Source organism: Haloarcula sp. Atlit-7R, assembly GCF_003666065.1.
Lineage (GTDB): Archaea > Halobacteriota > Halobacteria > Halobacteriales > Haloarculaceae > Haloarcula > Haloarcula taiwanensis.
In genome coordinates this window covers 232,838-255,119 of the sequence record NZ_QXIK01000006.1, presented here as the reverse complement: position 1 = coordinate 255,119, position 22,282 = coordinate 232,838, and the positions used below count along the sequence as shown (strand labels likewise).

16 protein-coding genes, 3 tRNA genes and 1 pseudogene are annotated in these 22,282 nt (G+C 62.7%); 19 read left to right on the top strand and 1 reads right to left on the bottom strand.

Annotated elements, in window-relative coordinates; all coding sequences use genetic code 11:
* Positions 1–17: 17 nt before the first annotated feature.
* The 17 genes from D3D01_RS23715 (at position 18) to D3D01_RS14295 (ending at position 20,645) form a co-directional block, all read left to right on the top strand.
* Positions 18–89: transfer RNA gene (locus D3D01_RS23715), tRNA-His, on the top strand.
* Between the two features lie 540 nt (positions 90–629).
* Positions 630–704 (top strand) — tRNA-Arg (locus D3D01_RS14365).
* A gap of 56 nt (positions 705–760) precedes the next feature.
* The gene (locus D3D01_RS14360; RefSeq protein ID WP_121512652.1) at positions 761–2,290 is read left to right on the top strand and encodes a TROVE domain-containing protein; all 1,530 of its coding nucleotides are present in this window, start codon (positions 761–763) and stop codon (positions 2,288–2,290) included.
* A 17-nt stretch (positions 2,291–2,307) separates the two neighbouring features.
* Positions 2,308–2,382 (top strand) — tRNA-Gly (locus D3D01_RS14355).
* A 59-nt stretch (positions 2,383–2,441) separates the two neighbouring features.
* Entirely contained in the window at positions 2,442–2,729 is a 288-nt protein-coding gene (locus D3D01_RS14350; RefSeq protein ID WP_121512651.1) for a hypothetical protein, read from the top strand.
* Positions 2,730–3,083: 354 nt separating this feature from the next.
* Positions 3,084–3,410 carry a UPF0175 family protein gene (locus D3D01_RS14345; protein WP_121512650.1) on the top strand — a complete coding sequence of 109 codons (327 nt, stop codon included), beginning with the start codon at positions 3,084–3,086 and terminating at the stop codon, positions 3,408–3,410.
* Positions 3,407–3,913, top strand: coding sequence for a twitching motility protein PilT (locus D3D01_RS14340; RefSeq protein WP_121512649.1), 507 nt, complete (start codon positions 3,407–3,409; stop codon positions 3,911–3,913). The genes D3D01_RS14345 and D3D01_RS14340 overlap by 4 nt, the downstream gene beginning before the upstream one ends.
* 143 nt (positions 3,914–4,056) lie before the next feature.
* On the top strand, positions 4,057–4,791 hold the full coding sequence (locus tag D3D01_RS14335) for a hypothetical protein (RefSeq protein WP_121512648.1): 735 nt from the start codon (positions 4,057–4,059) through the stop codon (positions 4,789–4,791).
* 101 nt (positions 4,792–4,892) lie between these two features.
* A complete protein-coding gene (locus D3D01_RS14330; RefSeq protein ID WP_121512647.1) occupies positions 4,893–5,819 on the top strand; it encodes an ADP-ribosylglycohydrolase family protein in 927 nt (308 codons plus the stop codon).
* 336 nt (positions 5,820–6,155) lie between these two features.
* Complete coding sequence (locus tag D3D01_RS14325) at positions 6,156–6,641, top strand: hypothetical protein (RefSeq protein ID WP_147439907.1); 486 nt, start codon at positions 6,156–6,158, stop codon at positions 6,639–6,641.
* Positions 6,642–6,701: 60 nt separating this feature from the next.
* Positions 6,702–7,586, top strand: a complete 885-nt coding sequence (locus D3D01_RS14320) for an IS1595 family transposase (RefSeq protein WP_121512665.1) — start codon at positions 6,702–6,704, stop codon at positions 7,584–7,586.
* A gap of 36 nt (positions 7,587–7,622) precedes the next feature.
* Positions 7,623–7,964, top strand: a complete 342-nt coding sequence (locus D3D01_RS14315) for a HAMP domain-containing sensor histidine kinase (protein WP_233563373.1) — start codon at positions 7,623–7,625, stop codon at positions 7,962–7,964.
* A gap of 897 nt (positions 7,965–8,861) precedes the next feature.
* Entirely contained in the window at positions 8,862–15,824 is a 6,963-nt protein-coding gene (locus D3D01_RS14310; protein ID WP_121512644.1) for a malectin domain-containing carbohydrate-binding protein, read from the top strand.
* Complete coding sequence (locus tag D3D01_RS23710) at positions 15,821–15,985, top strand: hypothetical protein (RefSeq protein ID WP_158600465.1); 165 nt, start codon at positions 15,821–15,823, stop codon at positions 15,983–15,985. Before D3D01_RS14310 ends, D3D01_RS23710 begins: the two co-directional genes overlap by 4 nt.
* A complete protein-coding gene (locus tag D3D01_RS14305; protein WP_121512643.1) occupies positions 15,985–17,658 on the top strand; it encodes a PKD domain-containing protein in 1,674 nt (557 codons plus the stop codon). Before D3D01_RS23710 ends, D3D01_RS14305 begins: the two co-directional genes overlap by 1 nt.
* A 33-nt stretch (positions 17,659–17,691) precedes the next feature.
* Positions 17,692–19,458, top strand: a complete 1,767-nt coding sequence (locus tag D3D01_RS14300) for a CARDB domain-containing protein (RefSeq protein WP_121512642.1) — start codon at positions 17,692–17,694, stop codon at positions 19,456–19,458.
* Between the two features lie 230 nt (positions 19,459–19,688).
* Entirely contained in the window at positions 19,689–20,645 is a 957-nt protein-coding gene (locus tag D3D01_RS14295) for a hypothetical protein (RefSeq protein WP_121512641.1), read from the top strand.
* 163 nt (positions 20,646–20,808) lie between these two features.
* Here D3D01_RS14295 and D3D01_RS14290 read toward each other — a convergent pair.
* Positions 20,809–21,221 (bottom strand): annotated as a pseudogene (locus D3D01_RS14290) (hypothetical protein); the annotation flags it as partial.
* Positions 21,222–21,586: 365 nt separating this feature from the next.
* Between D3D01_RS14290 and D3D01_RS14285 the strand changes: the two are divergent.
* On the top strand, positions 21,587–21,832 hold the full coding sequence (locus tag D3D01_RS14285) for an antitoxin VapB family protein (RefSeq protein WP_121512640.1): 246 nt from the start codon (positions 21,587–21,589) through the stop codon (positions 21,830–21,832).
* Complete coding sequence (locus D3D01_RS14280) at positions 21,829–22,227, top strand: PIN domain-containing protein (protein WP_121512639.1); 399 nt, start codon at positions 21,829–21,831, stop codon at positions 22,225–22,227. The genes D3D01_RS14285 and D3D01_RS14280 overlap by 4 nt, the downstream gene beginning before the upstream one ends.
* Positions 22,228–22,282 lie beyond the last annotated feature (55 nt).

The following is a 22,282-nucleotide window of genomic DNA, read 5'->3' as shown; positions in this document are numbered from 1 at the left end:
GAATCGAGTACTGCGTGGCCGGGTTGGGGTAACTGGCAACCTTCGGCCCTGTGACGGACGGGCAGTGAGTTCGAGTCTCGCACCCGGCCTTTGCCTGTGTGGCGTAATCGGCACCGCACGTCCGTGGTATGGACGCGGTCCAGGTTCGACTCCTGGCGCAGGCTCTCGGGACACCGTCGAGGTGGTGGGTTACTTCCTCTTGATAGGAGTCGCAGTCCACCCACCACCGATTTTCCGGTGTCCCACCATTCGTCGGCGGCCGTCGAGACGGAGCGTTCCTTCCTCAGGCACCCGCGGGTTCAACTCCCGCACCGCTCCGTCGATTTTCCGGCCGCCATCATTCGTGGCGACCGTCGAGTCGAAGCGTTCCTTCGATCTGGCATCAATCAGGTTCAAGTCCTGACGGTAGGCCCTCTGCCTATCGTTATGTCCGGACAAAGGGACTGTCCCGACACCGGACCCGCTTCGATAATTTCCCGGTCGTCAACATTCATATAGTGGTCGTCGAGCTGGAGTGTTCCTTCGCTTGTGGAGCGACTACTCCGGGTTCGAGTCCCGGGAGCGGACCGGCCGCTCTAGTGTAACTGGTAACACAGTATCTACGCTCCAGCGATTTTCCGGCCACTGTTGTCCCTGAAGCTCAGCCCGGAACGAGCACCGGCCTTCGAAGCCGGGTGTCACAGGTTCGAATCCTGTCAGGGATGTTCCCCGCTCGCGGTGAGCGGTTTGCGGCGTCGACTATTGCGACGCCGGTGATAGCATGCAACTGAACGATACGAAACAGACGGTTGCGGAGGCGACACGCACCACCAACCACGGGGGCGGTGAGGCGTTCCGGCCCGCGGACCCACGACTCGCACTGTACAAACGAACGATCAACCAGCTCCTAAAGGATTCGTACTACGAGGACGACACCGAGCACCTGCAGGCAATCGTCGAACGGTTCGACGCCGCGACAGCCGTGGACCCGGATTTCGTCCTCAAACTCGCCGCGTACGCGCGCCAGGAAATGCACCTCCGGGACATCCCGCAGGTACTGCTCGTCCTCGCCGCGAACGACGACCGGTTCAAAGACGACTCGGACGCGTCGCTCATCCGGGAGTGGACGCCAGCCATCGTCCAGCGAATGGACGAGACAGCGACAGCGCTGGCCGTCCACGACAAACTGTTCGGTGGGACTGCGCCGTGGCCGCTGCGGCGCGGTATCGAAGACGCGCTCGTCGAGATGGCCGACGCGTACACGCTGGAGAAGTACGCGCTTCCGCGTCGTGAGGTGACGCTGCACGACGTGTTCAACCGCGTGCACCCGACACCGGTCGATGAAGAGCAGGAAGACCTGTTCGAGCGGTTCATGCGCGGTGACCTTGACGACTACCCGGACGTCGATCCGCTGCCGTCGCCAAACACGTGGGAGACGGTCATTTCCGACCGGGGGAACACCGCCGAGGCGTGGGAGACACTCATCACAGATGAGGAGTACTCCCTGCCGATCTTCGCCTCGATCCGGAACCTCCGGAACATGCTCGAAGCGGGCGTCGACGAGGCAACCATCGTCGGGCATCTCGATCTCGAAGCGGTGCGGCGTGCACCACTGTACCCGTTCCGGTACTACCAGGCGTATAAAGTGCTCCAAGACGCGGGCATCAACGCGCCCGAAGTCGAACGCTGGCTGGAACAGGCTGTCGACGTGTCTGTCGAGCACGTGTTCGACGATCTCGGCGACACGTTCGTCGGCGTGGACCTCTCCGGGTCGATGACTGCGGCGCTCTCCGAGCAGAGCACGCTGCAGCGGAAGGAGATCGGTGCGCTGTTCGGTTCGGTGCTGGCCGAACAGGGTGCCCGCGTCGGCGGGTTCGGGTCGGACTTCCAGACGGTATCGACCCACGTCGATACGCCGGTCCTTCAACGGCAACGAGCTGTCATGGGTATCGATGAGGAGGTTGGGACCTCAACGAATGGCTGGAAAGTGCTGGACTACCTCCGCAAGGAGCATATCGCCGTCGACCGCGTGGTCCTGTTTACGGATATGCAGATCTGGGATTCAACAGCTTGGCTGGTCGACGGCGATCGAACAGTCCGTGCAGCCTTCGATGACTACCGTGCTGCAGTGTCGCCGGAGGCCTCGCTGTATATGATCGACCTCGCGTCATACGGCGACCTCGCTACGCCGAAAGGTTACGAGGACGTGTACAACGTCTCGGGGTGGTCCGAGCAAGTGCTGGAGTTCATCGGCTACGCCGAAGAACCGGCGCAGGTCATCGGAGAGATCGATGACTTCGAGCCAGCCTGAGATTTCTTGCAGTTTTTGCGCGAGTAGTGGAGTCTGGCCTACCACGCGGCCGTGCCATGGCTGAAACAGGTGTTCGAATCACCTCTTGCGCATTCGGAGCGAATCATGGCGGGACGGTCCCGCCGGGTCGCTCCACTATGGAGGTACTACGATGGCAATCACCAGTGACACCGAGACGCGACAGACCACGACCCTGGTCGTCACCGTCCGCGTTCCGAACGGGGCGGACGGCGACCTTGTGACCAACGCAGAGCGGCAGCTATCGCGCGCTGACGGTATCCTCGTTGTCACTGTTGAGGACCTCCAGGAGCTACAACCCGGCCTCTCCGCCACCGAAGCTACCGTCCGCGCCACAGTTGAAACAGCTGAACCCCGAACGACACAGTCAGTCAAGGACACACTCGCCGGCCAGACCGGTGTGGAAGTGTTTTCAACGTAGCTGCCGCCGCCTGTGGAGGCGGCGTTTTCTTCGATACACCCCTCTTGAGCACTGAGATTCTTACGTGATCATCAAAAACATACCATGATAGAAACGTTCACTGACTACCAACCGACCAGCCACACTAGCTGTGGTACTACACATTTCATACGACCTGAATCCAGATTGAACAGCGCTGTACGGCCTTACACGGCAGTTCGCAGTCCTAATGCGCACGATACGGAAGGACCCCAATGACGACGATACGCTCCTCCTCGCGTACCTGAACTCAGCCGTTCACGCCGCGTTTCTCGAACTATGGGGGCAATCAGCACAGTTCATATAATGTATGCAGAGCTAGTATTGGACAAAGCCATGTCCCGGACCACCGCTACCATTCCGGATGACCTCACCGACCTCATGGAGGGTGCTGTCAAAGCGGGAATCTTCGAGAACAAGAGTGATGCGATCCGTCACGTCCTACGTGAATACTTCGACGAAAATGAGAACGCCCGGATCGCTGCCGCGGTGTCGTTATACGAGGACGAAGCAATTACCCTCGGCACTGCTGCTCGACTCGCCGACATGAACCGTTTCGAGATGCGGGACATCCTCCGCGAAGAGGGAATCGAACTTCGCTTTGGACCTGAAGACATGGACGCTGCACGCGACGAGATCGATGTCGCTCGGAATCTTGAATGACAACGCCACCGCGCAATGCGACTGTTCTCACCACTACCGTGCTGTCGAACTTCGCACACGTCCAGCGTGTCGAACTGCTCGAAGACCTTCCTCGACTCGTCACTGTGCCAGCTGTCCGGACTGAAGTTGAAGACGGTGTTAAAACCCACTCCTACTTAGCAAACGCGCTGACAGTGCTTGAAGAGGATATTCCGGTTGCCGAACTGTCGTCACAAGCGCAGACATTGGAGGCGACCTTTCTGGAAAGGCTTGACCCAGGCGAGGCACAGGCCTTAGCCGTCGCAGAGACCGTCGATGGGACCGTTATCACTGATGACGGCGATGCTCGTGCAACCGCAACTCAACGAGACATCAGTCTAACCGGCTCTATCGGTCTCCTTGTCCGTTTCGTCGAGAACGATATGATTTCCGCGGCGACTGCAGATACGTACCTCAAACGCTGGATCGACGAGGCTGGATTCCACTCCCCCGCCCGTGAATTCGAGACATTCCTCATGAACTAAGACTGTTCTCATACCAGCATCTTCTGAACGAAGGCGCTGTTCAACAGAACATTGAGGTCGGAGTGAAGTAATCCGAAAATGAGTCTGTGAGCCTGCCAGAGAGGAAATCTTCATTACAGCGGCAATGATGAAGAACGTGTAAGATGGGGACGTTGGTTTTAGATATCGAGACTGCGAGTCCGTTTGAGGAACCGCCGGACAATTCGAATGACACGTCGTACTACGAGTGGATCGCAGTTGGACTCGCCTACGCTGACGGTTTACAGAACACGCCTGAGACCGATGTATTGTTCCGCAATGGTGGGTGGGATGACGCGCACACCATTGAATTGTTCGAGCGGTTGTTCGACTGGTGGGACCGGCGGCAAATCGATCGGCTGCTCACGTACAACGGTGCGTGGTTCGACGGGCGGCACCTGCTGAATTGGGCACAGGAGCTTGATGATGTCGACGGCGAGTTACGGCGCCGCGTCGAAGACCTGTTCGAGAATCACGTTGATGTCGCGCTCGCCGCTGCTGACGAGTACGCTGATGAGCTTCGGGACAACCAGCCTATCCTCCCCGATTGGAAGGCCTACGATATCGCAGGTATCGACAACGACAGCGTCTGGTACGACGATTACACATTCCCCGAAAACTACCTATCGGGTATCGATGGGCCGGCTGTCCAGGGGAAGCACATCGGGCAGGTACTCGGCGAAAAATATGTTGACAACGTGGAAGCCGGCCTCGAAGGAACCAGTGTCCACCGTGAACTGACCCGCCTGCTCGAAAACTACTGCACGAGCGACGTCGCCGACCTCATCGAACTCTACTCGACGCTTGGCGGGGCTTCTCTCGATGACGAGTATCGACGTCCTGCCGTTGAGATTGTGTGATCACTCGTTTTTTGGCGGACCCACGTTGGCAGAGAAGATGCTAGTAACGCGTTAGGCCAACGTAGCTACAAGTGGGCCTGTCTCGTATATAGACACGTACGATGGTTTCGACGGACGCCGCGAAAGGTGCTTTGTTGGGATTAGCCTGCGGGGATGCGTTGGGTCGCCCGGTTGAGTTCCGGTCGCCCGACTGGATTGCCGAACAGCACGGCACTGTGACGGAGATGCTCGAGCACGGCACGCACGGGCAACCAGCCGGGACCGTGACTGACGGCACGGACATGGCGTTATGCATCGCGCGCAGCCTCGCCGAACAGCAAACCTTCGACGGGCAGGACATCGCTGACCGGTTCGCGGACTGGTACGACGACGAGCCGTTCGATATCGGGCTCATGACCGCTGACGCGATCAGTGAATACCAATCGGGGATGTCGTGGCGGGATGCTGGCCGGGATGTCTGGCAGCGCCGTGCCGAAGGGTCCAACGCCGGGAACGGAAGCATCATGTGGTGTGCTCCACACGCCATCGCCTTCGCCGACGATTTAGACGTTTTAGACACCGTGAGCAGACAATCATCTGCAATCACGCACCACGACCCGCGGTGCCAGTACGGCTGCACGATTCTCAACCACACTATCGCCGGGTACCTTCGCGGCGACAGTGACCCACTGAACGACGCCATCGTCCGGGTCGAAAGCGACGCTCCGGACGAACTCGTCGAAACTATTCGTTTGGTGCCCGACCTCCTTGACAACGACCAGTTGGAGGATACCGGGTATGTCGTCCACACGTTGCAAACCTCGCTGTACGATGAGCTGACGGCTGAAACGCCAGAAGAAGCTATCATCACATCCGTGAACCGGGGCGGAGACACGGACACGCTTGGCGCAGTCACCGGTTCGATCGCCGGTGCACGGTTTGGTGCTGACGCGCTCCCCGACCGGTGGCTTGAGACGATTGAGTACCGGGATGACCTCGAACTATTGGGCAAGGCGCTTGCCACAACACCTATCAAAGCGACTGCTTGAGAGTGCGACCGGGATTTGCTGAAAGGGACAATAGCGGTGATTCGACGGTAACGGGTAGGACGGAGTAGCTTCGAATTCTCTATTAGAGTAACAGTTTACAAACCATTACTATTCCACATACATATTGAATTGTAGATGTCACTGCTGTTCGAACATGCTGTGAGCCAGTTTTCGCCAGACAGTGCGTCACTCGCGGTAGCGGACACGAGTAATCTCGCCGCCACAGGTGACGCGGTTCCTGTGAGACCGATCGCTGAGTTTGCTGGGTATCACGATTCGCTTTCGCACCCAGATCGGGACTGGATTTGTATTCCACTTCACGAGCCTGATAGCGCAGTGCCGACTGATGAATACGTCGCATACACTGATCACGACGTACGGGGACAGATTTTCCTTGTTGAACAGGACGGTGAGTACGAACCGGTCCCGGCCGAGGAGTTCGGCCGCACAGAACTGGCGACAAATATTCGTTTCTGGCACTCCGATTATCTCCCCGACACGTACCCACCGGGATACGACTCTCCACTCGATGATCACGAAGACCCGCGGAACCCGTGCGAACCCGAAGTACTACTCGATGAGTTCGAGGAGTATGTACGAGCTGAGCGGGAGGTAACTCGAGACGGGAACCGTGAACACGCAAGCAAGACGTCGGCTCGAGCTCTGTGTGCGCGAGGTGAGGCAGCCATCCCGTCGCTCACCTGTCGCGGCCAAGACGACGGTATGTATAAATTCCGTGTCGAACTCGACGCGGACCGGCAAGACGAGCGGGACGGGCAGTGGGCGTACTTTGTCGAACGCTCTTGCGTAGGAGATTGTTGACGGCGAGAGCTGCGGCTGAAAGTCGAAGAGGGCAAGGGCACCGCGTCAGCGGTGCCCGACATGTTCCCAATGAGCCGGTTCGTGTCGGAATCGGCTGCAGCGGACCTGCTGCAACAGGTTCGCTGGCGTGATGGTGTCGAGTGCCCCCGCTGCCGTTCTGACCTGACGGTCAGAAACGGCAGCTATCGGGTGTATCAGCGGTATTTGTGTAAGAATTGCGGTCGCACGTTCAACGACAAGACCGGCACGATCTTCGCTCACTCGAAGCTCAATCTCAAAGAGTGGTATTTCACGATCTACGTGTTCTTACGGTTCAAGACGAGCCTTCGTCAGATCGAAGTGGAACTCGATTGTTCCTACAGGACGGTGAGACGGCACGTCGAGCGCTTCGCCAGAGCGCTCGACGCGCCTGCGATACGGCTGTCCGGACCGGTCGAGATCGACGAAGTGTACGTCTCTGCCGGGCTGAAAGGCCGCGAGCGCGACCAGAAGTCGCGCTCGCGTGGCCTGTCCACGCGTGGTCGAGGATCGTACGCCGGCGACAAACCGCCGGTGTTCACGCTGGTCGATCGCGGCTCGGACGAGCGGTACGTCGTGCCAGCGAAATCCGCCGACGAATCGACCGTTCGACTCCTGCTCGCCGACCACGAACAGGAGTCGTTAACCGTCTATACGGACGGATTTCGAGCGGATGACGCGCTAGAGGACGACGATGAATTCGACCGCGAGTACGTCGTCCACGGCGATGGTGAATACGCTGATGGTGACGTACACGTCAACGGTTGCGAGAGCCACGCGTCGCTGACGCGACGGTGGCTCTCGCCCCACCGAAGTGTCTCGAAAGACAAGCTAACGCCGTATCTCAGGGCCTTCGAACTCCGCCGTGAACTCTACAGAAAACCAGGCGACGAAGCGCTCAAACACGCTCTCGACGCCGCGCTCTGAAAATCAACAATGTACTTCACAAGAGCGAATGACGATATGGAGTTTGAGGCTGACTCAGGACGCGTCCGCCAACTTCTTGAGAATCTCTTTGCCAATGCAGTGACTCACGCTGGTACAGACGTGACAGTCACAGTTGGTACACTTACAAATGGATTCTTCGTTAGCGACGACGGACCGGGAATTGATCCAGTAGAACGTGACCAGATTTTCACTGACGGCTATACAAGCACAAGAAGCGGTACCGGATTCGGACTCTCAATCGTCAAGCAGATTGCTGACGCCCATGACTGGGATGCAACCATAGCAGAGAGCCCCAGCGACGGAGCACAGATTGAGTTTACTAGTGTCAGTGTAGCGTCGTCACAGATGGGTAATTAAATACAACTCATAGCGAGAGCGCGGCAGGCTCTGGAGGCCTGGTGAAGCGACGAGAGGGGGAGTACGGGAGATGGAGCGTGTGAGGAGGGCATGTCAGAAGGCACTCGGTGGGCTCCAGCCCCAAGCGGGGAACGGGCGGGGGCGATGGAGGGCAGGTGTGTCGGATACTTTTCGGGGACCGCCTCCGACCGGCGGCTACCGACATCTACTGGCCGATGTGTACTAAAACCACAATGCGAGTTTCTGACTCTGAAACTCCAGCGTAGAGTCTTGTATTATCGGCGTTAGCAGCATGTCGTGACTCGCGAATAGCCCAGTCCTGACAGCGGGGAGGACAACGACGATTGTGGTCCTTTTCCAACCCACCCGCCGCAGACGCCCAGTAGGCGGCCACTGACGGAAAGTCGCTGGAAACGCCACCGCCGAACCCAGAACGAATGCAGTGACGGGGGATGCCTCGGGACGTGGCCCAGAGAACCGCCTCGAACCAGGGTTTCTCGGTCGAGAGCGAACCGTGGGGCCAGCAACTGGCCGGTACGACTGGGATAACCCCGTCGAATACCCTCGCAGTCTTGCGTATTCGGCCAGAAAGTTTATTTAGGTTTACTTCTGTGGTAGCAGTTCACTATAGCTGAATCCACCTGTTTCTGAGAGTGATTGAATCGATGCAGCTTGTATTATAAAGTATATTACATAGCGTGCCTCCGGCTCACTGACAGGTGGTGGCACTGACGGTGCAGCAGCCCTCCACACCGGCGGTTGGGAGTGCGACGCACGACGCCCGGGGGGTGTTGATGACGACTAGAGTCGGGTTCGCGACGGTGTGACAGTCCGCTGTGCTCGGGAGTGCCGACACAGGATCATGAGCAACACCATATCACAGCAACGAGGGACAGGATGAGTGGGAGGATAACGACGAGACGGTTCCTGGCGGTCGTGTTTTCGGTCGTCATGATGACGTCAGCGGTGACCGTCGGGATGACAGCCAGCGTGGGGGTAGCGAACGCACAGACAGCGAGCGGTGACGTGATCTATCGCGCGAACGCGGGCGGGTCGTTCACCGCCGACGGGAACACGTGGGACGCACTGTCGACGTACCAGGTGGCGGGCCAGGACGAGATGTCCTCGCATGGCCAGCCCGGTACCATCGACGACTCGGTTCCGTCCGACACGCCCAGCCAGATCTGGGAGACAGAGCGCTGGGACCCGTCCGAGAGCCCGGAGATGCAGTACGAGTTCGACGTGCCGGAGGGCCAGCAGGTGGCGGTCCGACTCTACTTCTACGACGGGTACACCGGCACTAGTAGCGCCGGCGACCGCGTCTTCGACGTTTCGGTGGAGAACCAGACCGTCCTCGACGACTTCGACATCATCGAGACCTACGGCAACGACACCGGAGCGATGGAGTCGTACACCGTCACCAGCGACGGGACCATCGACGTCGACTTCGGACACGTCACGGAAAACCCGCAGGTCAACGCCATCGAGATAGTCGCGGTCGACCCGCAACCGGACACGCTCGGCGGTCCGTCGAACGTCGACGCCGGTCAGGTCGTCACTGGTGACAGCGAGACGGAGACGGTGACGGTGACGAACCTCGGCGACAGCGGCGACCCGAGCATCGACATCACCGACGTCTCCGTCAGCGGTGACGACACGTTCGCCGCGGGGTCGGCGTCACAGACGACGCTCGCGCCCGGCGAGTCAGCTGACATCCCGGTGACGTTCGCGCCGTCGGACGTGTCGACGGTGAGTGCGACGCTCTCGGTCAGCCACAGCGGATCCAACAGCCCGCTGACGGTCGCACTCTCCGGCGAGGGCGCCAGCGCTGTCGACCCCGGCTTCTCCAAGAGCACGCTCCAGGGCTTCAGCGCAGGCAAGCCGACGGCCATCGACTTCGGTCCTGACGGCCGCGCGTACGTCTCGACACAGGGCGGCACCGTCTACGCGCTCGCGGTCGAGCGTACGGGCAAGAACAGTTATGAGGTCGTCAACGAGGTCGCGATCGACGCGATCAAATACATTCCGAACCACGACGACAACGGAAACTACAACCCCAACGAGACCGACCGGCAGATCACTGGCCTCACCGCCGGCGGCACCGCCGCTAACCCGGTCATCTACGTCTCGTCGTCGGACCCGTCCATCGACGTCGGGCAGGACGACGACGACACGGACACGAACTCGGGTGCCATCTCGAGACTGACCGTCTCGCCCGGCAGTGACGGGACCCTGCAGGCGAGCGAGGTGGACCACGAGGTGCTGGTCCTCGGCCTGCCGCGCTCCGAGGAGAACCACGCGACCAACGGTCTCGACCTCTCGGCCGACGGCGACACGCTGTACGTCGCCCAGGGCGGTCACACGAACAAGGGTGCGCCGGGCGACAACTTCGGGCACACGCCCGAGTACGCTCTCTCGGCGGCCATCCTGGAGATCGACCTCGCGCAGATCGAGGCCAATCACCAGCCAAAGAGCCTGCAGAGTTACGACAGCGACTACCCTGACGTGTCGTTCTACTACGGGATCCCGACGATCCAGAACGACGACGCGACGGACGGCGACGACCTGCCGTTCGGCGGGAACGACGGGATCAACCAAGCGAAACTCGTCGAGGGCGGGCCGGTGCAGATCTACTCGGCCGGCTACCGCAACCCCTACGACCTCGTCGTCACCGAGAGCGGGCAGATCTATGCGGCCGACCACGGCCCGAACGGGGGCTGGGGCGGCCAACCCGCTGACGGGAGCGGCGCCACCGTCGCGGACGCGGCGAGCGTCACGAATCACCCGAACGAGGCCGGGAGCTTCAGCACGCAGGACCAGCTCGTGAAGGTCGACGAGGGTGACTACGGCGGCCACCCCGCGCCGATCCGCGCCAACCCGACCGCTGCGGACATCTACGACGCGAACGGGAACGTGGTATTTGACATCACGTCGTCGAACTCGCCAGTTCCGTCGAGTATGGTGAACCCGGCGGAGGCGGACTACATCCCGCCGACCGCTAACTCGCCCGATCCGGGTGCGCCTGCCGGAAGTGCGAACACGATGGAGTTCTCGGACGGTGACCCGGTCCTGTTCGGTCCGACCGGCGCGACCACGGAGTACACCGCCTCGAACTTCGGCGGTGCGATGCAGGGCGACCTCGTGCAGATCGAGCTCTACGGCAATATCAAGCGCGTCAAACTGAGTGACGACGGGACGACGGTCACCAACGTCGAGACCATCGCCAACACCAACGGCCCCCTCGGGGTCGCCGCCCAGGACGACGACGAGGTGTTCGGCGGGACCATCTGGATCGCCAACCACGGCGGCAACGACATCACCGTCCTAGAACCGGTCGACTACGACAGCGACGACAGTAGCGGGGCCCAGTGTACCGGTGTCGACGACGCCTCGCTCGACGAGGACGGCGACGGCTACGACAACGCCGACGAGATAGACGCGGGCACGGACCCGTGTTCGTCGGCTTCGACGCCCGCCGACTTCGACGGCGACGGCACCTCGAACCTGAACGACCCTGACGACGACAACGACGGCCTCGACGACACCGAGGACCCGTTCGCGGTCGATGCCAGCAACGGCGTCGACACGACGCTGCCGGTCCAGTACGACCTCTCCGAACTCAGCCTGTTCGGCGAGAACGGACAGGGCTGGACTGGACTGATGACGAACGGGCAGGACTACCAGGACCACTACGACACGTCCCAGATGACGGTCGGCGGTGCGGCCGAGGTCCTGACCGTCGAGCAGGTCCCGCAAGGGGACGCCTACTCGGACACGAACACTCAGCAGTACGGCTTCCAGTTCGGGGCCGACACGCCCGACGAACCGTTCACCGTCGAGACGACGGTGAGTAGCTTCCCGGACGACCCCGAGAACTACCAGTCAGCCGGGCTGTACCTCGGCACCGGCGACCAGTCGAACTACACGAAACTGGTCGTCGCGGCCGACGGCGGGACCGGGGGCGTCGAGTTCGCCAAGGAAGTCGACGACCAGTTCACCCACCCGAGTTCGCCGAACGTCGTCAGTGACAGCGCCGTCACCACGTCGAAGACGACGCTCCGCATGACGGTGGACCCGACGACCGACCCCGCCCCGAACAACGGCGTCGAGGAAGTCGCGGTGACCGCCGAGTACGAAGTCAACGGGACAGTGACCGACGTCGGGACCGCCGCGGTCCCGGCCAGCTGGTTCGACACCAGTGACGGCGTCGCGCCGGCGTTCGGCGTCATCTCGACGTCGAACGGGGCGAGCAACACGTTCTCGGCGACCTGGACGGACATCTCCGTCGAGTACGTCACCCCGCCCGCGAATCAGCCGCCGACGGCCGATGCGGGCACCGACCAGACCGTCGACGAGACCACGGAGGTCACGCTGGACGCTGCCGGCAGCAGCGATCCGGACGGCGACCAGCTCGGGTACACGTGGACGCAGACGGCCGGTCCCGACGTCAGCCTGAGCGTCAACGACGGCGAGCAGACGACGTTCACCGCGCCCGACGTCGACGGCGAGACGACCCTGACCTTCGAAGTCAGCGTCTCCGACGGCGAGGCCGCTGACGCCGACACGGTGAACGTCACCGTGCAGGACACCGACACTGCGCCCGGAACGGGCGAGGTCGTCTACCGCGTCAACGCTGGCGGCGCCGCGGTGGCGGCCACCGACGGCGGGCCGGCCTGGAGCGGTGACACCGGCGACAGTCCGTCCCAGTACGTCAACGCCGACGGCGACAACGGCCTCGCCACGTACAGCACGACGGACACCGTCACGCTGGAGGAGTCGGTGCCGTCGAGCACGCCCGCAACGGTGTTCCAGACCGAACGCTACGACGTGAACACCAGCGGCTCGGCCGCTGACGACACGGAGATGCAGTGGTCGTTCGACGCGGAGCAGGGCGCGACCTACGAGGTCCGCCTCTACTTCGCCGAAATCTTCCTCAACACCTCGAACGTCGACGCTCAGGGTCCACGGACCTTCGATGTCGCCGTCGAGGGGGAGACGAAACTGAACGACTACGACCTCTATCAACAGCACGGACACGACGTCGGCACGATGGCGGCGTACGAGGTGACGCCCGACGACGGAGCTATCGGCGTCGCGTTCCTGCACGAGCAGGAGAATCCGAAAGTCTCCGCCATCGAAGTCGTCAAAGTCAGCGACGGCGGCGACGGAGACACGACCGTCGCGGCGGCAGTCGCTGCGGGCGGCGCAAGCGACGCGAAGATAGACGACAGCGAGATTCAGACGGCGATCAACTGGTGGGCGACCGACAGCCCGGTGCCCGACACCGGTGGCGAGACCATCAGTGACGCACAGATCCAGCAGCTCATCAACCTGTGGGCGACCGACGCCACCGTCGGTGATGGCACCGGCGACGGCGAGGATGGCGGCGACGGCGAACAGGCCGCCACCGGCGCGGCGCTGGTCGAGGTGACGCCCGACGCCCCGCTGGAGACCAGCACCTACGGCGGCGGCACCTACCAGGTCACCAACACCGGCGAGAAGAACATCACGTCGGTGTCGATCGACCTCGACACGGCGACGATGCCGGACATGGTGTTCGACCCGCAGGGGACTGCCGGTGACCCGACCGGAGAGGGTCTCAACGTCGTCGACGAGGGCGACACCGGTATCACGACGGCGGCCGGCGGCTCCGAAGCGTTCTCCCAGCCGCACAACGGGCAGAACGCCGACGACGGCTACGACGTGATGACCGTCGAGTTCGACGACTTCCAGAGCGGCGAGCAGGCGACGTTCTGGGCGGACAACGATCCGACGTCGATCAAGGGCGCGACGGTCGCCTCGCAGGAGGCCGGGCCCGTCTCCGGACTGGAACTCGCCCGCTCGACGGTGACGGTCACCTACGAGGACGGCTCGACTCAGACCACCCAGCTGATGGGTGACGGCAGCGACGGCGGTGCGACCGCCGTCGTCAACGGGAGCGAGGCCCCCGCGCCGACCATCGGCGCTCAGAACGTCTCGCTCGACGAGAGCGCGCTCGACGGCTACCACAGCGCCGCGACGGTCTCCTCGGCTGACCAGACGCTCATGGTCTCGGGCCAGCCTGGTGAGACGGTCACGCTGGTCCGCGTCGAGGGTGAACTGACGCTCAAGAACGTCCCGGACGACGACGGTGACGGGGAACCGGGCTACGATGTCGAGGCCTACGAGGCCAACGACGCCGAGTCAGTCGAGTACTACTCGGTCACGCTCGACGGCAACGGCGAGGCCACGGTCCCGGTCACGCTGACCAACACCACCGGCGACGCGGACGACGGTAACGCCGGCTACAACTACTTCGTGGCCGCACACGGCGAGGCGTCCAGCGACATGGGCCTCGCCTCGAACGTCGTGGTGCTGAAACACGAAGCGAACGCCGACGACGGCGCTGGCGGGTCCAGCGGGACCGCTTCGGCCGACTTCGCTGTCACTGCGAACGGCGGCATCGACGCCAGCACCTACAACGGCGGCGCTTTCGAAATCGCCAACACCGGCGACAAGCAGATCTCGTCGGTCACTTACGACCTGAGTTCCGCAGCGTTCCCCGACGTGGTCTTCGACCCGGAGGGAACGGCCGGTGACGCGGGCGCGAAGGGGTTCACTCCCGACAGCGGCGAGAGCGCTGTCGCACCGTCGGGATCGTTCGCGGTGCCGCACAACGGCCAGAACGGTGACGGCGGCTACGACGAACTGACCGTCGAGTTCGGCGACTTCGAGAGCGGCGAGTCGTTCGCCTTCTCGGTGGACATCGACCCGACGAGCATTAAGAACGCCCAAGGCACGGGCGCGGCCGGCTCCGTCTCTGGCCTCGAACTCGCGGGGTCGACGGTGACCGTCGATTACGCCGACGGCACCACGCAGACGACGCGGCTGTTCGGTGACGGGAGTGCCGGTGGCTCGCAAGCCACGGCGAAGGCAAACCTCACGGCCGCGCCGACGGTGGGTGTCCAGAACGTCTCGCTCGACGGCGGCGCGCTTCAGAGTCAGCACAGCGCTGCGACGGTCACCGCTGCCAACCAGACGCTTACCGTCTCCGGACCCGCCGACGCGACGGTGTCGTTCCTCCAGGTGGAGGGACAGCTCGGACTCGCCAACCAGGCGAACGGCTACGATCTTGAAGCCTACGAGGGAAACACCGCCGAGACCGTCGGCTACCAGACCGTCGAACTCGGTAGCGACGGTCAGGCGACGGTCGACGTGACGCTGACAAACACCTCGAGTAGCGGGGCCGAAGGCGGGTTCAACCACTTCGTCGCCGCCGTCGAGGACGGTAGTGGCGATACCGGCGCCACCTCGAACGTCGTCGTGCTGGAACTCGACCAGCCGAGCGGGTCGTCCGACCCGCAGGTCCTCCACCGCGTCAACGCTGGCGAGAGCACGACTGTCAGCGCGACGGACGACGGCCCCGACTGGACCGGTGTCTCGGGCACCGGCTCGCAGCACCTCGCCGCAGTGGCGAATCAGAACAACAACTTCTGCGGTGGTGACGAGGTGACCCCCGACGACACCGTCCCCGCCTCGACGCCCGACGGCGTCTGGGACTGCGAGCGCTACGGGAACATGACCTGGGAGTTCGACGTGGACCCCGGGACGCAGGTCGACGTGCGGCTGTACCTCGCGAACTCGTTCTCCGGCGCGAGCGCGCCCGGTGACCGGCAGTTCAACGCCTCAGTCGAAGGCGAACAGTTCCTGACGCAGTACGACCCCGTAGCCGATGTCGGCCACGCGACCGGGACGATGAAGACTGTCACCGTCACCGAGGACGGTGACGGGACGGTCACGGTGACCTTCGAGAAAGGTGCCGTCGAGAATCCCGAGGTCCGGGCCATCGAGATAGTCGAATCGGAGGACAGCACGCAGTGACCACACCAGCCGAACCGATGCCCCGGACGCCCACGCGCGTCTGTCCTCGGTCGGTGTCCGTCGAGGACGGCACCGCCAGCGGCAGCGACGGCGGAGTCGTGTCCGCACGCGAGATGCACCACGATCCAATCGAAGCAAGAGCACACGATACACAGCGATAATGAACGAAAGTCTACAGAACCGATTGCGGCAAACGGCGGCGACGCTCGTCGCGCTCACGCTCGTCCTCTCGGTCGTCGGACCGGTCGGGACGGCCGTGGCCGCGCCAGGTGTCACCGTCAGCCAGACAGCGGATAGCGCGAGCGTCACTCCCGGTGACAACGTCACAGTCACGACCGAGTTCACGGTCACCGAACTCAACTCGCCACAGCTGAGCACGTCGACGCCCGACGGGTGGACCGTCGAGTCACAGTCGGCCGAGGGGCCGGCGGCCTTCAGCGACGGCACGTGGACCTGGCTCGCCGGTGACGACGACGGCGTCAACGTCTCGTACACTGTCGAGTACACGGTCGACGTCCCGGCGGACGCCAGTCCGGGCGACTACACCGTCGACGCGGAGGGCTCGGCATTGAGTCCCGGAGATTCGAGCCGAACCGCAGCGAACGACCCGCTCACTGTGACGGTCGTCAAGGAGGAGACGAACACGCCCCCGACGGCATCGATAACCGGTCCGTCCAGCGCAGCGGTCGGGAGTCAGGTCACCTTCGACGCGTCGGCCGCCGACACTGACGGCTCGATCGAGAGCTACGAGTGGGACTTCGGCGATGGCGAGACGGCGACCGGACAGTCCGTCGACCACACGTTCGGGTCGGCCGGCGATTACACGGTTGAACTGACCGTCATCGACAACGACGGGGCGACGGCGCAGGCGACCCAGACCGTCACGGTAGACGCGGCACCCGAGCCGGCGTCCTTCCAGGTCTCGGCCCTGACCGTGCCGTCGTCGGTGACCCAGGGCGAGACGGCGACCGTTACGGCGACCCTCCAGAACACCGGCGACGAGCAGGCGACACAGAGCGTCTCGCTCGCCGTCGACGGGTCGCAGGTCGACAGCCAATCTCTGACCCTTGCGGGCGACGCGAGCCAGCAGGTCAGTTTCGACCTCGACACCTCAGGCCTCGCAGCGGCCCAGCACGCCGTGGCGATCAGTTCCGAGGACGATAGCGCGAGCGGAACGACGACCGTCGAGGCGGCGGCCGACCCCTCGCCCGGCGACGTCGCCGTGTCACTCGAACCGAGCAACCAGACCGCCGCGACAGGTGACGAGGTGACTTACGACGTCGTCGTCACCGGTGCCGACGACGTGGGGTCCTTCGAGGGGACTGTCACGCTCACCGACACGACCAGTGCGACTATCACGAACGTCTCCACGCCGGCCAGTAGCGGCACCGAGAACATCGACATCGACGGTCAGAGCGCCCAGGTCGAAGTGTTCGGGCTTCCGACCGACACGAACGGGCCGGTGACCGTCGCGACGATCACCGTCTCGGCCGACGAGGTGGGCGCGACGAACCTGTCGCTTTCGGACGCCTTCGTCTCTGACGTGGCGGGCAACGGCTACACTATCGACAGCACCAGCGGTGGGTCGCTGACGGTCGGACTCACTCCGGTTGTCGGCGACAGCACCCCCACCAACCTCGACGACGACCCAGTCCTCGAGGACGTCAACGGTGACGGCCAGTTCAATGTCGGCGACGCGCAGGCGCTGTTCTACAACCAAGACAGCCCCGTCGTCGAGAACAACGTCGACCGCTTCGACTTCAACGACGACGGCCAGATAAACGTCGGCGACGCACAGGCCGCGTTCTATCAGGCCGTCATCTCGGAGTCCTGAGCGCGCGACCGACCCGCAATTCTTTCACCGAACATGGACCAGACACACGCACTCACGGTACAGATTCGAAGCGCAACAGCAGTCGTCGTCGGACTCGCGCTCGTCCTGTCGGTCGTCGGACCGGTGGGAACCGCCGCGGCGGCCGGAACAACGGCAGTCACACTCGAATCCGGGAGCGACAGCGTCGCCGTCAACGAGACGACCACGTTTGACGTCGTCGTCGACAGCGACGGGGGCGTCGGGGCGGCCGAACTCGGTATCGCCGTCGACGACCCCACCGTCGCGTCGATCACTGATATCGCCGTCGCCGGCGGGTCGACCTCGTCCCAGACCGACGTCTCGGCCGACGGCGCCTCGGCGTCGATCGCGTACTTCGGCGTCGACACACCGGACTCCGGTGACGTTACCATCGTGACCGTCACGCTCCAGGGCGAGGGAGAGGGCACGACCGATGTCTCCGTCACCCCGCGAGAAGAGAACGCGGCGGTCCTCCTCTTCGACGAGAGCGGCGCGCCGTACTCGGTGTCGAGCGCAGGAAGTACGACGCTGAGCGTCACGGCGGACCAGGACACGAACTCGCCGCCGACCGCCGACGCCGGCGACGACGTGACCGTCGAGTCCGGGGCGACCGTCGCGCTCGATGCGACCGGATCCACGGACGACGACGGCTCGGTCGTGAGCTACGAGTGGACCCAGACCGGCGGCCCGACGGGCGCGCTCTCCGACGCGGCCACGGCCACGCCGACGGTCACTGCCCCCGACATCGAGAGCACGACGACCCTCACTTACGAGGTGACGGTCACCGACGACAGCGGAACGACCGACACCGACGCCGTCTCGGTGACGGTGACACCGTCGGACGACGACGCCACACAGCCCGACGAGGGCGCGGCGACCGACGTCACGCTCGCGCCGTCCCAGCAGTCGGTCAGTAGCGGGGCCTCGACGACGGTCGACGTGGTCCTGAGCGATGCGGACGGGGGCGTCGGGGCGGCCGAGATGAGCGTCTCCGTCGACGACCCTGCCATCGCGTCGATAACCGACGTGACGGTCCAGGGCAACCCCGATAGCGCGTTCGTGAACGCCTCGATAGCCGCCGACGGCTCCGACGTTACCGTCGAGTACGCGACGGCCGACACGGCGAACGGCGACGACGTGGCCATCCTGACGCTGTCGCTGGCCGGGGCACAGACCGGGACGGCAGCGCTCTCGGTGGACGACATCGCCGTCTACGACGAGACGGGGACACCATACGAGGTGGCCACGGTGGCCGACGGCGAGGTCACCGTCGTGGATCCGCCGTTCACCGTCTCGGCGCTCTCCGGCCCCGAAACGGTCGTCTCGGGCGAGTCGGAGACCGTGTCCGCGACAGTCACTAACAACGGCGCCGTCACGGCGACGAAGGCTGTGACGTTCACCGTTGACGGGACCACCGTCGCCACGGAGTCGGTGACGCTCGGTCCCGGTGAAAGCACCACCGTCACGTTCGACCTGTCACCCGCCGACCTCGGGGCACAGCCCTACGCTGTCTCGACTGTCGACGCCACGCAGACCGGCGAGGTGACCGTGACGCTGCCGGTGATCGGGAGTTCGGCGGCCCCGCCGTCCGATCCCGACAGTGACGGCACCTACGAGGACTTCAACGGCGACGGAACGGTCGACGTCGGTGACGTCCAGGTGCTGTTCGCCCATCACGAAGATGCAGCGGTCCAGCAACACACCGAACAGCTCGACCTCAACGGCGACGGAACGGTCGACGTCGGTGACGTCCAGGTGCTGTTCAGCGAGACGACGTCGTAGCGACCTACACCATTTTTTGAAGACGACGGTCGGGACTGTCTGCCGATAGCACCGATAGCCGTCCGGTATATACCATATACTGGCTCCCGAGATAGATACACTATCTGACAGGCGACCGTTAGACTGGCCCTACGAGTGAGGATACCCGTCGTAAGAGTTGATACGCTACTTTCAGCCGGTCTATATTTTTATTACAGCGATACCCCATCACGGGCGAGAGCAACGTGATCATGAGTGGGAGAACGCGAATGGTCGTCGTCACCGCCGCGCTGCTGTGTGCGCTCCTCGTGAGTGCATCGTCGGCAGTCGTCGCCGCCGGGACGATGGGGGTAGCCGTCACACCAGAACAGGCCGAACTAGCACCGGGGGAGACGACGACCGTCGACGTCATCGTCAGCGACGCCGACGGAGGCGTCGGGGCAAGTGAACTGCGCGTAGCCGTCGCCGACCCGAGCGTCGCGTCGATAGCGGACGTCCAGATCCACGGCGACCCGGGATTCACCGACGTCAGCTACGCCGATGACCGTTCGTGGAGCGATATCGCGTACGCGACGGCGAACACCTCCGACACGGGATCGGTCGCCATCGTGACGGTCACGGTCGAGGGCGAGGCCACGGGCACGACCGACCTCGACATCCGCCCCCGTGCCGACAACGACGCCATCGTCAGTTACGACGAGCAGGGCGCCGGGTACGACATCGCGGACATCGGCGACGCCACTGTGTCGGTCGAACAGTCCGGTGGGGGCAACGAAGCCGGCGGCTCTGGCGGCGGCGACACCGGCGGATCGGACGACACCGCGGGCGACGACGGTGCTGTCGACGGCGATGGCTCGTCGGACAACACTACCCCGTCGGACGATGGTGACAGTGACGCGGGCGACGACCAGGCAGACGGCGCCGAACCCAGTGCGTCCACGGAGGAAGAAACCGAGACGCCACAGCGAACAGAGACGGGAACCTGGGCCACCGCAACCGACGTCAAGCAGTCGGGTGGTGAGTCCGGGTCCGCAGCGACGGCGACTCCGAGCCAGTCTGCTCCCCCGGCTGCGGCCGACACACCGGCAGCCTCGGCTACCGACATGCTCTTTGAAGCCGCGAGTCTGGGCGGGAGTGGCCCCGGAGTGGCCGCCGCCGGTGGGTTACTCGTCCTCGCCGCGGTGGTCCTGTTCGTGCGTCGCATCTAGCCACGTCCGGCTCGTTCTTCGACGACATGCTACCAGAGGTGACGCCAACTGACTGGGTCGCACGAGAGTGTTCTCGTCGCCGTGCTTCCGACTGGTTTGGCCACATATTCCTACATTTATCGGTGACGTAGCCGTTTCAACGCTCTTCGGTAGACTGGCGGAACTAGCGGAATACGTTAACGGCGATGCAATCCACGAGACCGTGGATCGGTGCCCCAGTAAGATTCAGTGACCGGAGGAAGCCGTAGGTGCGAGCGGCCTGCTCCAAGCCCTGCTTGGAGAGGCTGCGGAACTTCGCAGGCCACGGCTGTAACAGTGACCAGAGACACTCCGCTTGGTTCGTGTGGACGCAGGTGTCGGAGACGTGCCTGTCGTCGTGAACGACGTACCGGTGATCGTGCTCCATCCCTTGATAAGCGGGCAGTCCATCAGTCCAGACCTCGCCCAGACAGTCGGAAATCCTCGACAAAAGGCGGTTTCAAACGCTCTGATGTTCTCACGGAGTGTCTTGTACGACGGCGAGAGCAGAAACGCGATCTGGTTGATGCTGAGAAGCGTGTCAGCGTAGAGAATAAAGACATTCGTATTTGGATAAGACCATGAGGAATCTTTTCGAATATATAATGCTTTGAAGTAACCCCCGAAGTCACTCACACAAGCGAAGAAATTCTGTACAGAGACGCCGTTGAGCACCCAAACTCGGCTGATCACAACCCTATCAATAGAGCAAAATCAGCCCGCAGACCGCCCAGATCATCGCTCTTTCTCTGAAATGAATAGTAACGACTTGTTTAGTAACCGCTACTCAGGCCACCAATCCCGCCGGCCACACACCGGGTTTCGAGTGTGAATCGGGGATATCTGTTACGACTAATCGAACAAGTCGTTCTTGTGTTTTCCCACAAGGATTAACCAATGTCAACGCCAACGTTGACGTACCAATGGCGACCGCAGATGAGCAGATACGAGTGAGCGATCAAGTGAAGCGACAGCTTGACCGCCGCCGACGTGAGGGTGAATCGTTCAACGACGTACTCGAACGCGTCCTCGATGAGAGTGAAGATGCTGACTTCTACGACGGGTTCGGGATTCTTTCTGATGAGGATGCCGATTGGATTCGAGACAAGCGCGAGAACTCGAAAGAGAAGCGGAAAGAGCGGATGCGACGGTTAGGCGAGGATACATGAGGGTTCTTGATGCGAACTTCCTTATCGATTACCTGAGCGGTCACCCTGCCACAGAAACGTACTACGAATCGAACGGCGGTGAGGAAGAGCTATGGGTAATGCCTGCTCCTGCCCACGCTGAAGCACTCGTTGGTGTTGGAAACCTCCCATCGGGCGATCTCGAAGAGGCGGTTGAAGCGCTGTCGTGGGGTGAAATATACGAAATCAGCGAAGATCTGTCGGTTGAAGCGGGACAAATCGCTGACGAGGTTGGATCACAGGGACCATATCTTGACGGCGTTGACGCGCTCGTTGCCGCAGTCGGACGAGAACTTGATGCGACAGTGGTCTCGGTCGACGGTGACCTCACTCATGAAGAGACCAAACAAGTCGTCGACGTTGAAGAGTATCGCTGAGTACCCAAACGACTCGTCTTTGCACTCTTCAGGCGAAGCACACAACCGCCACGGG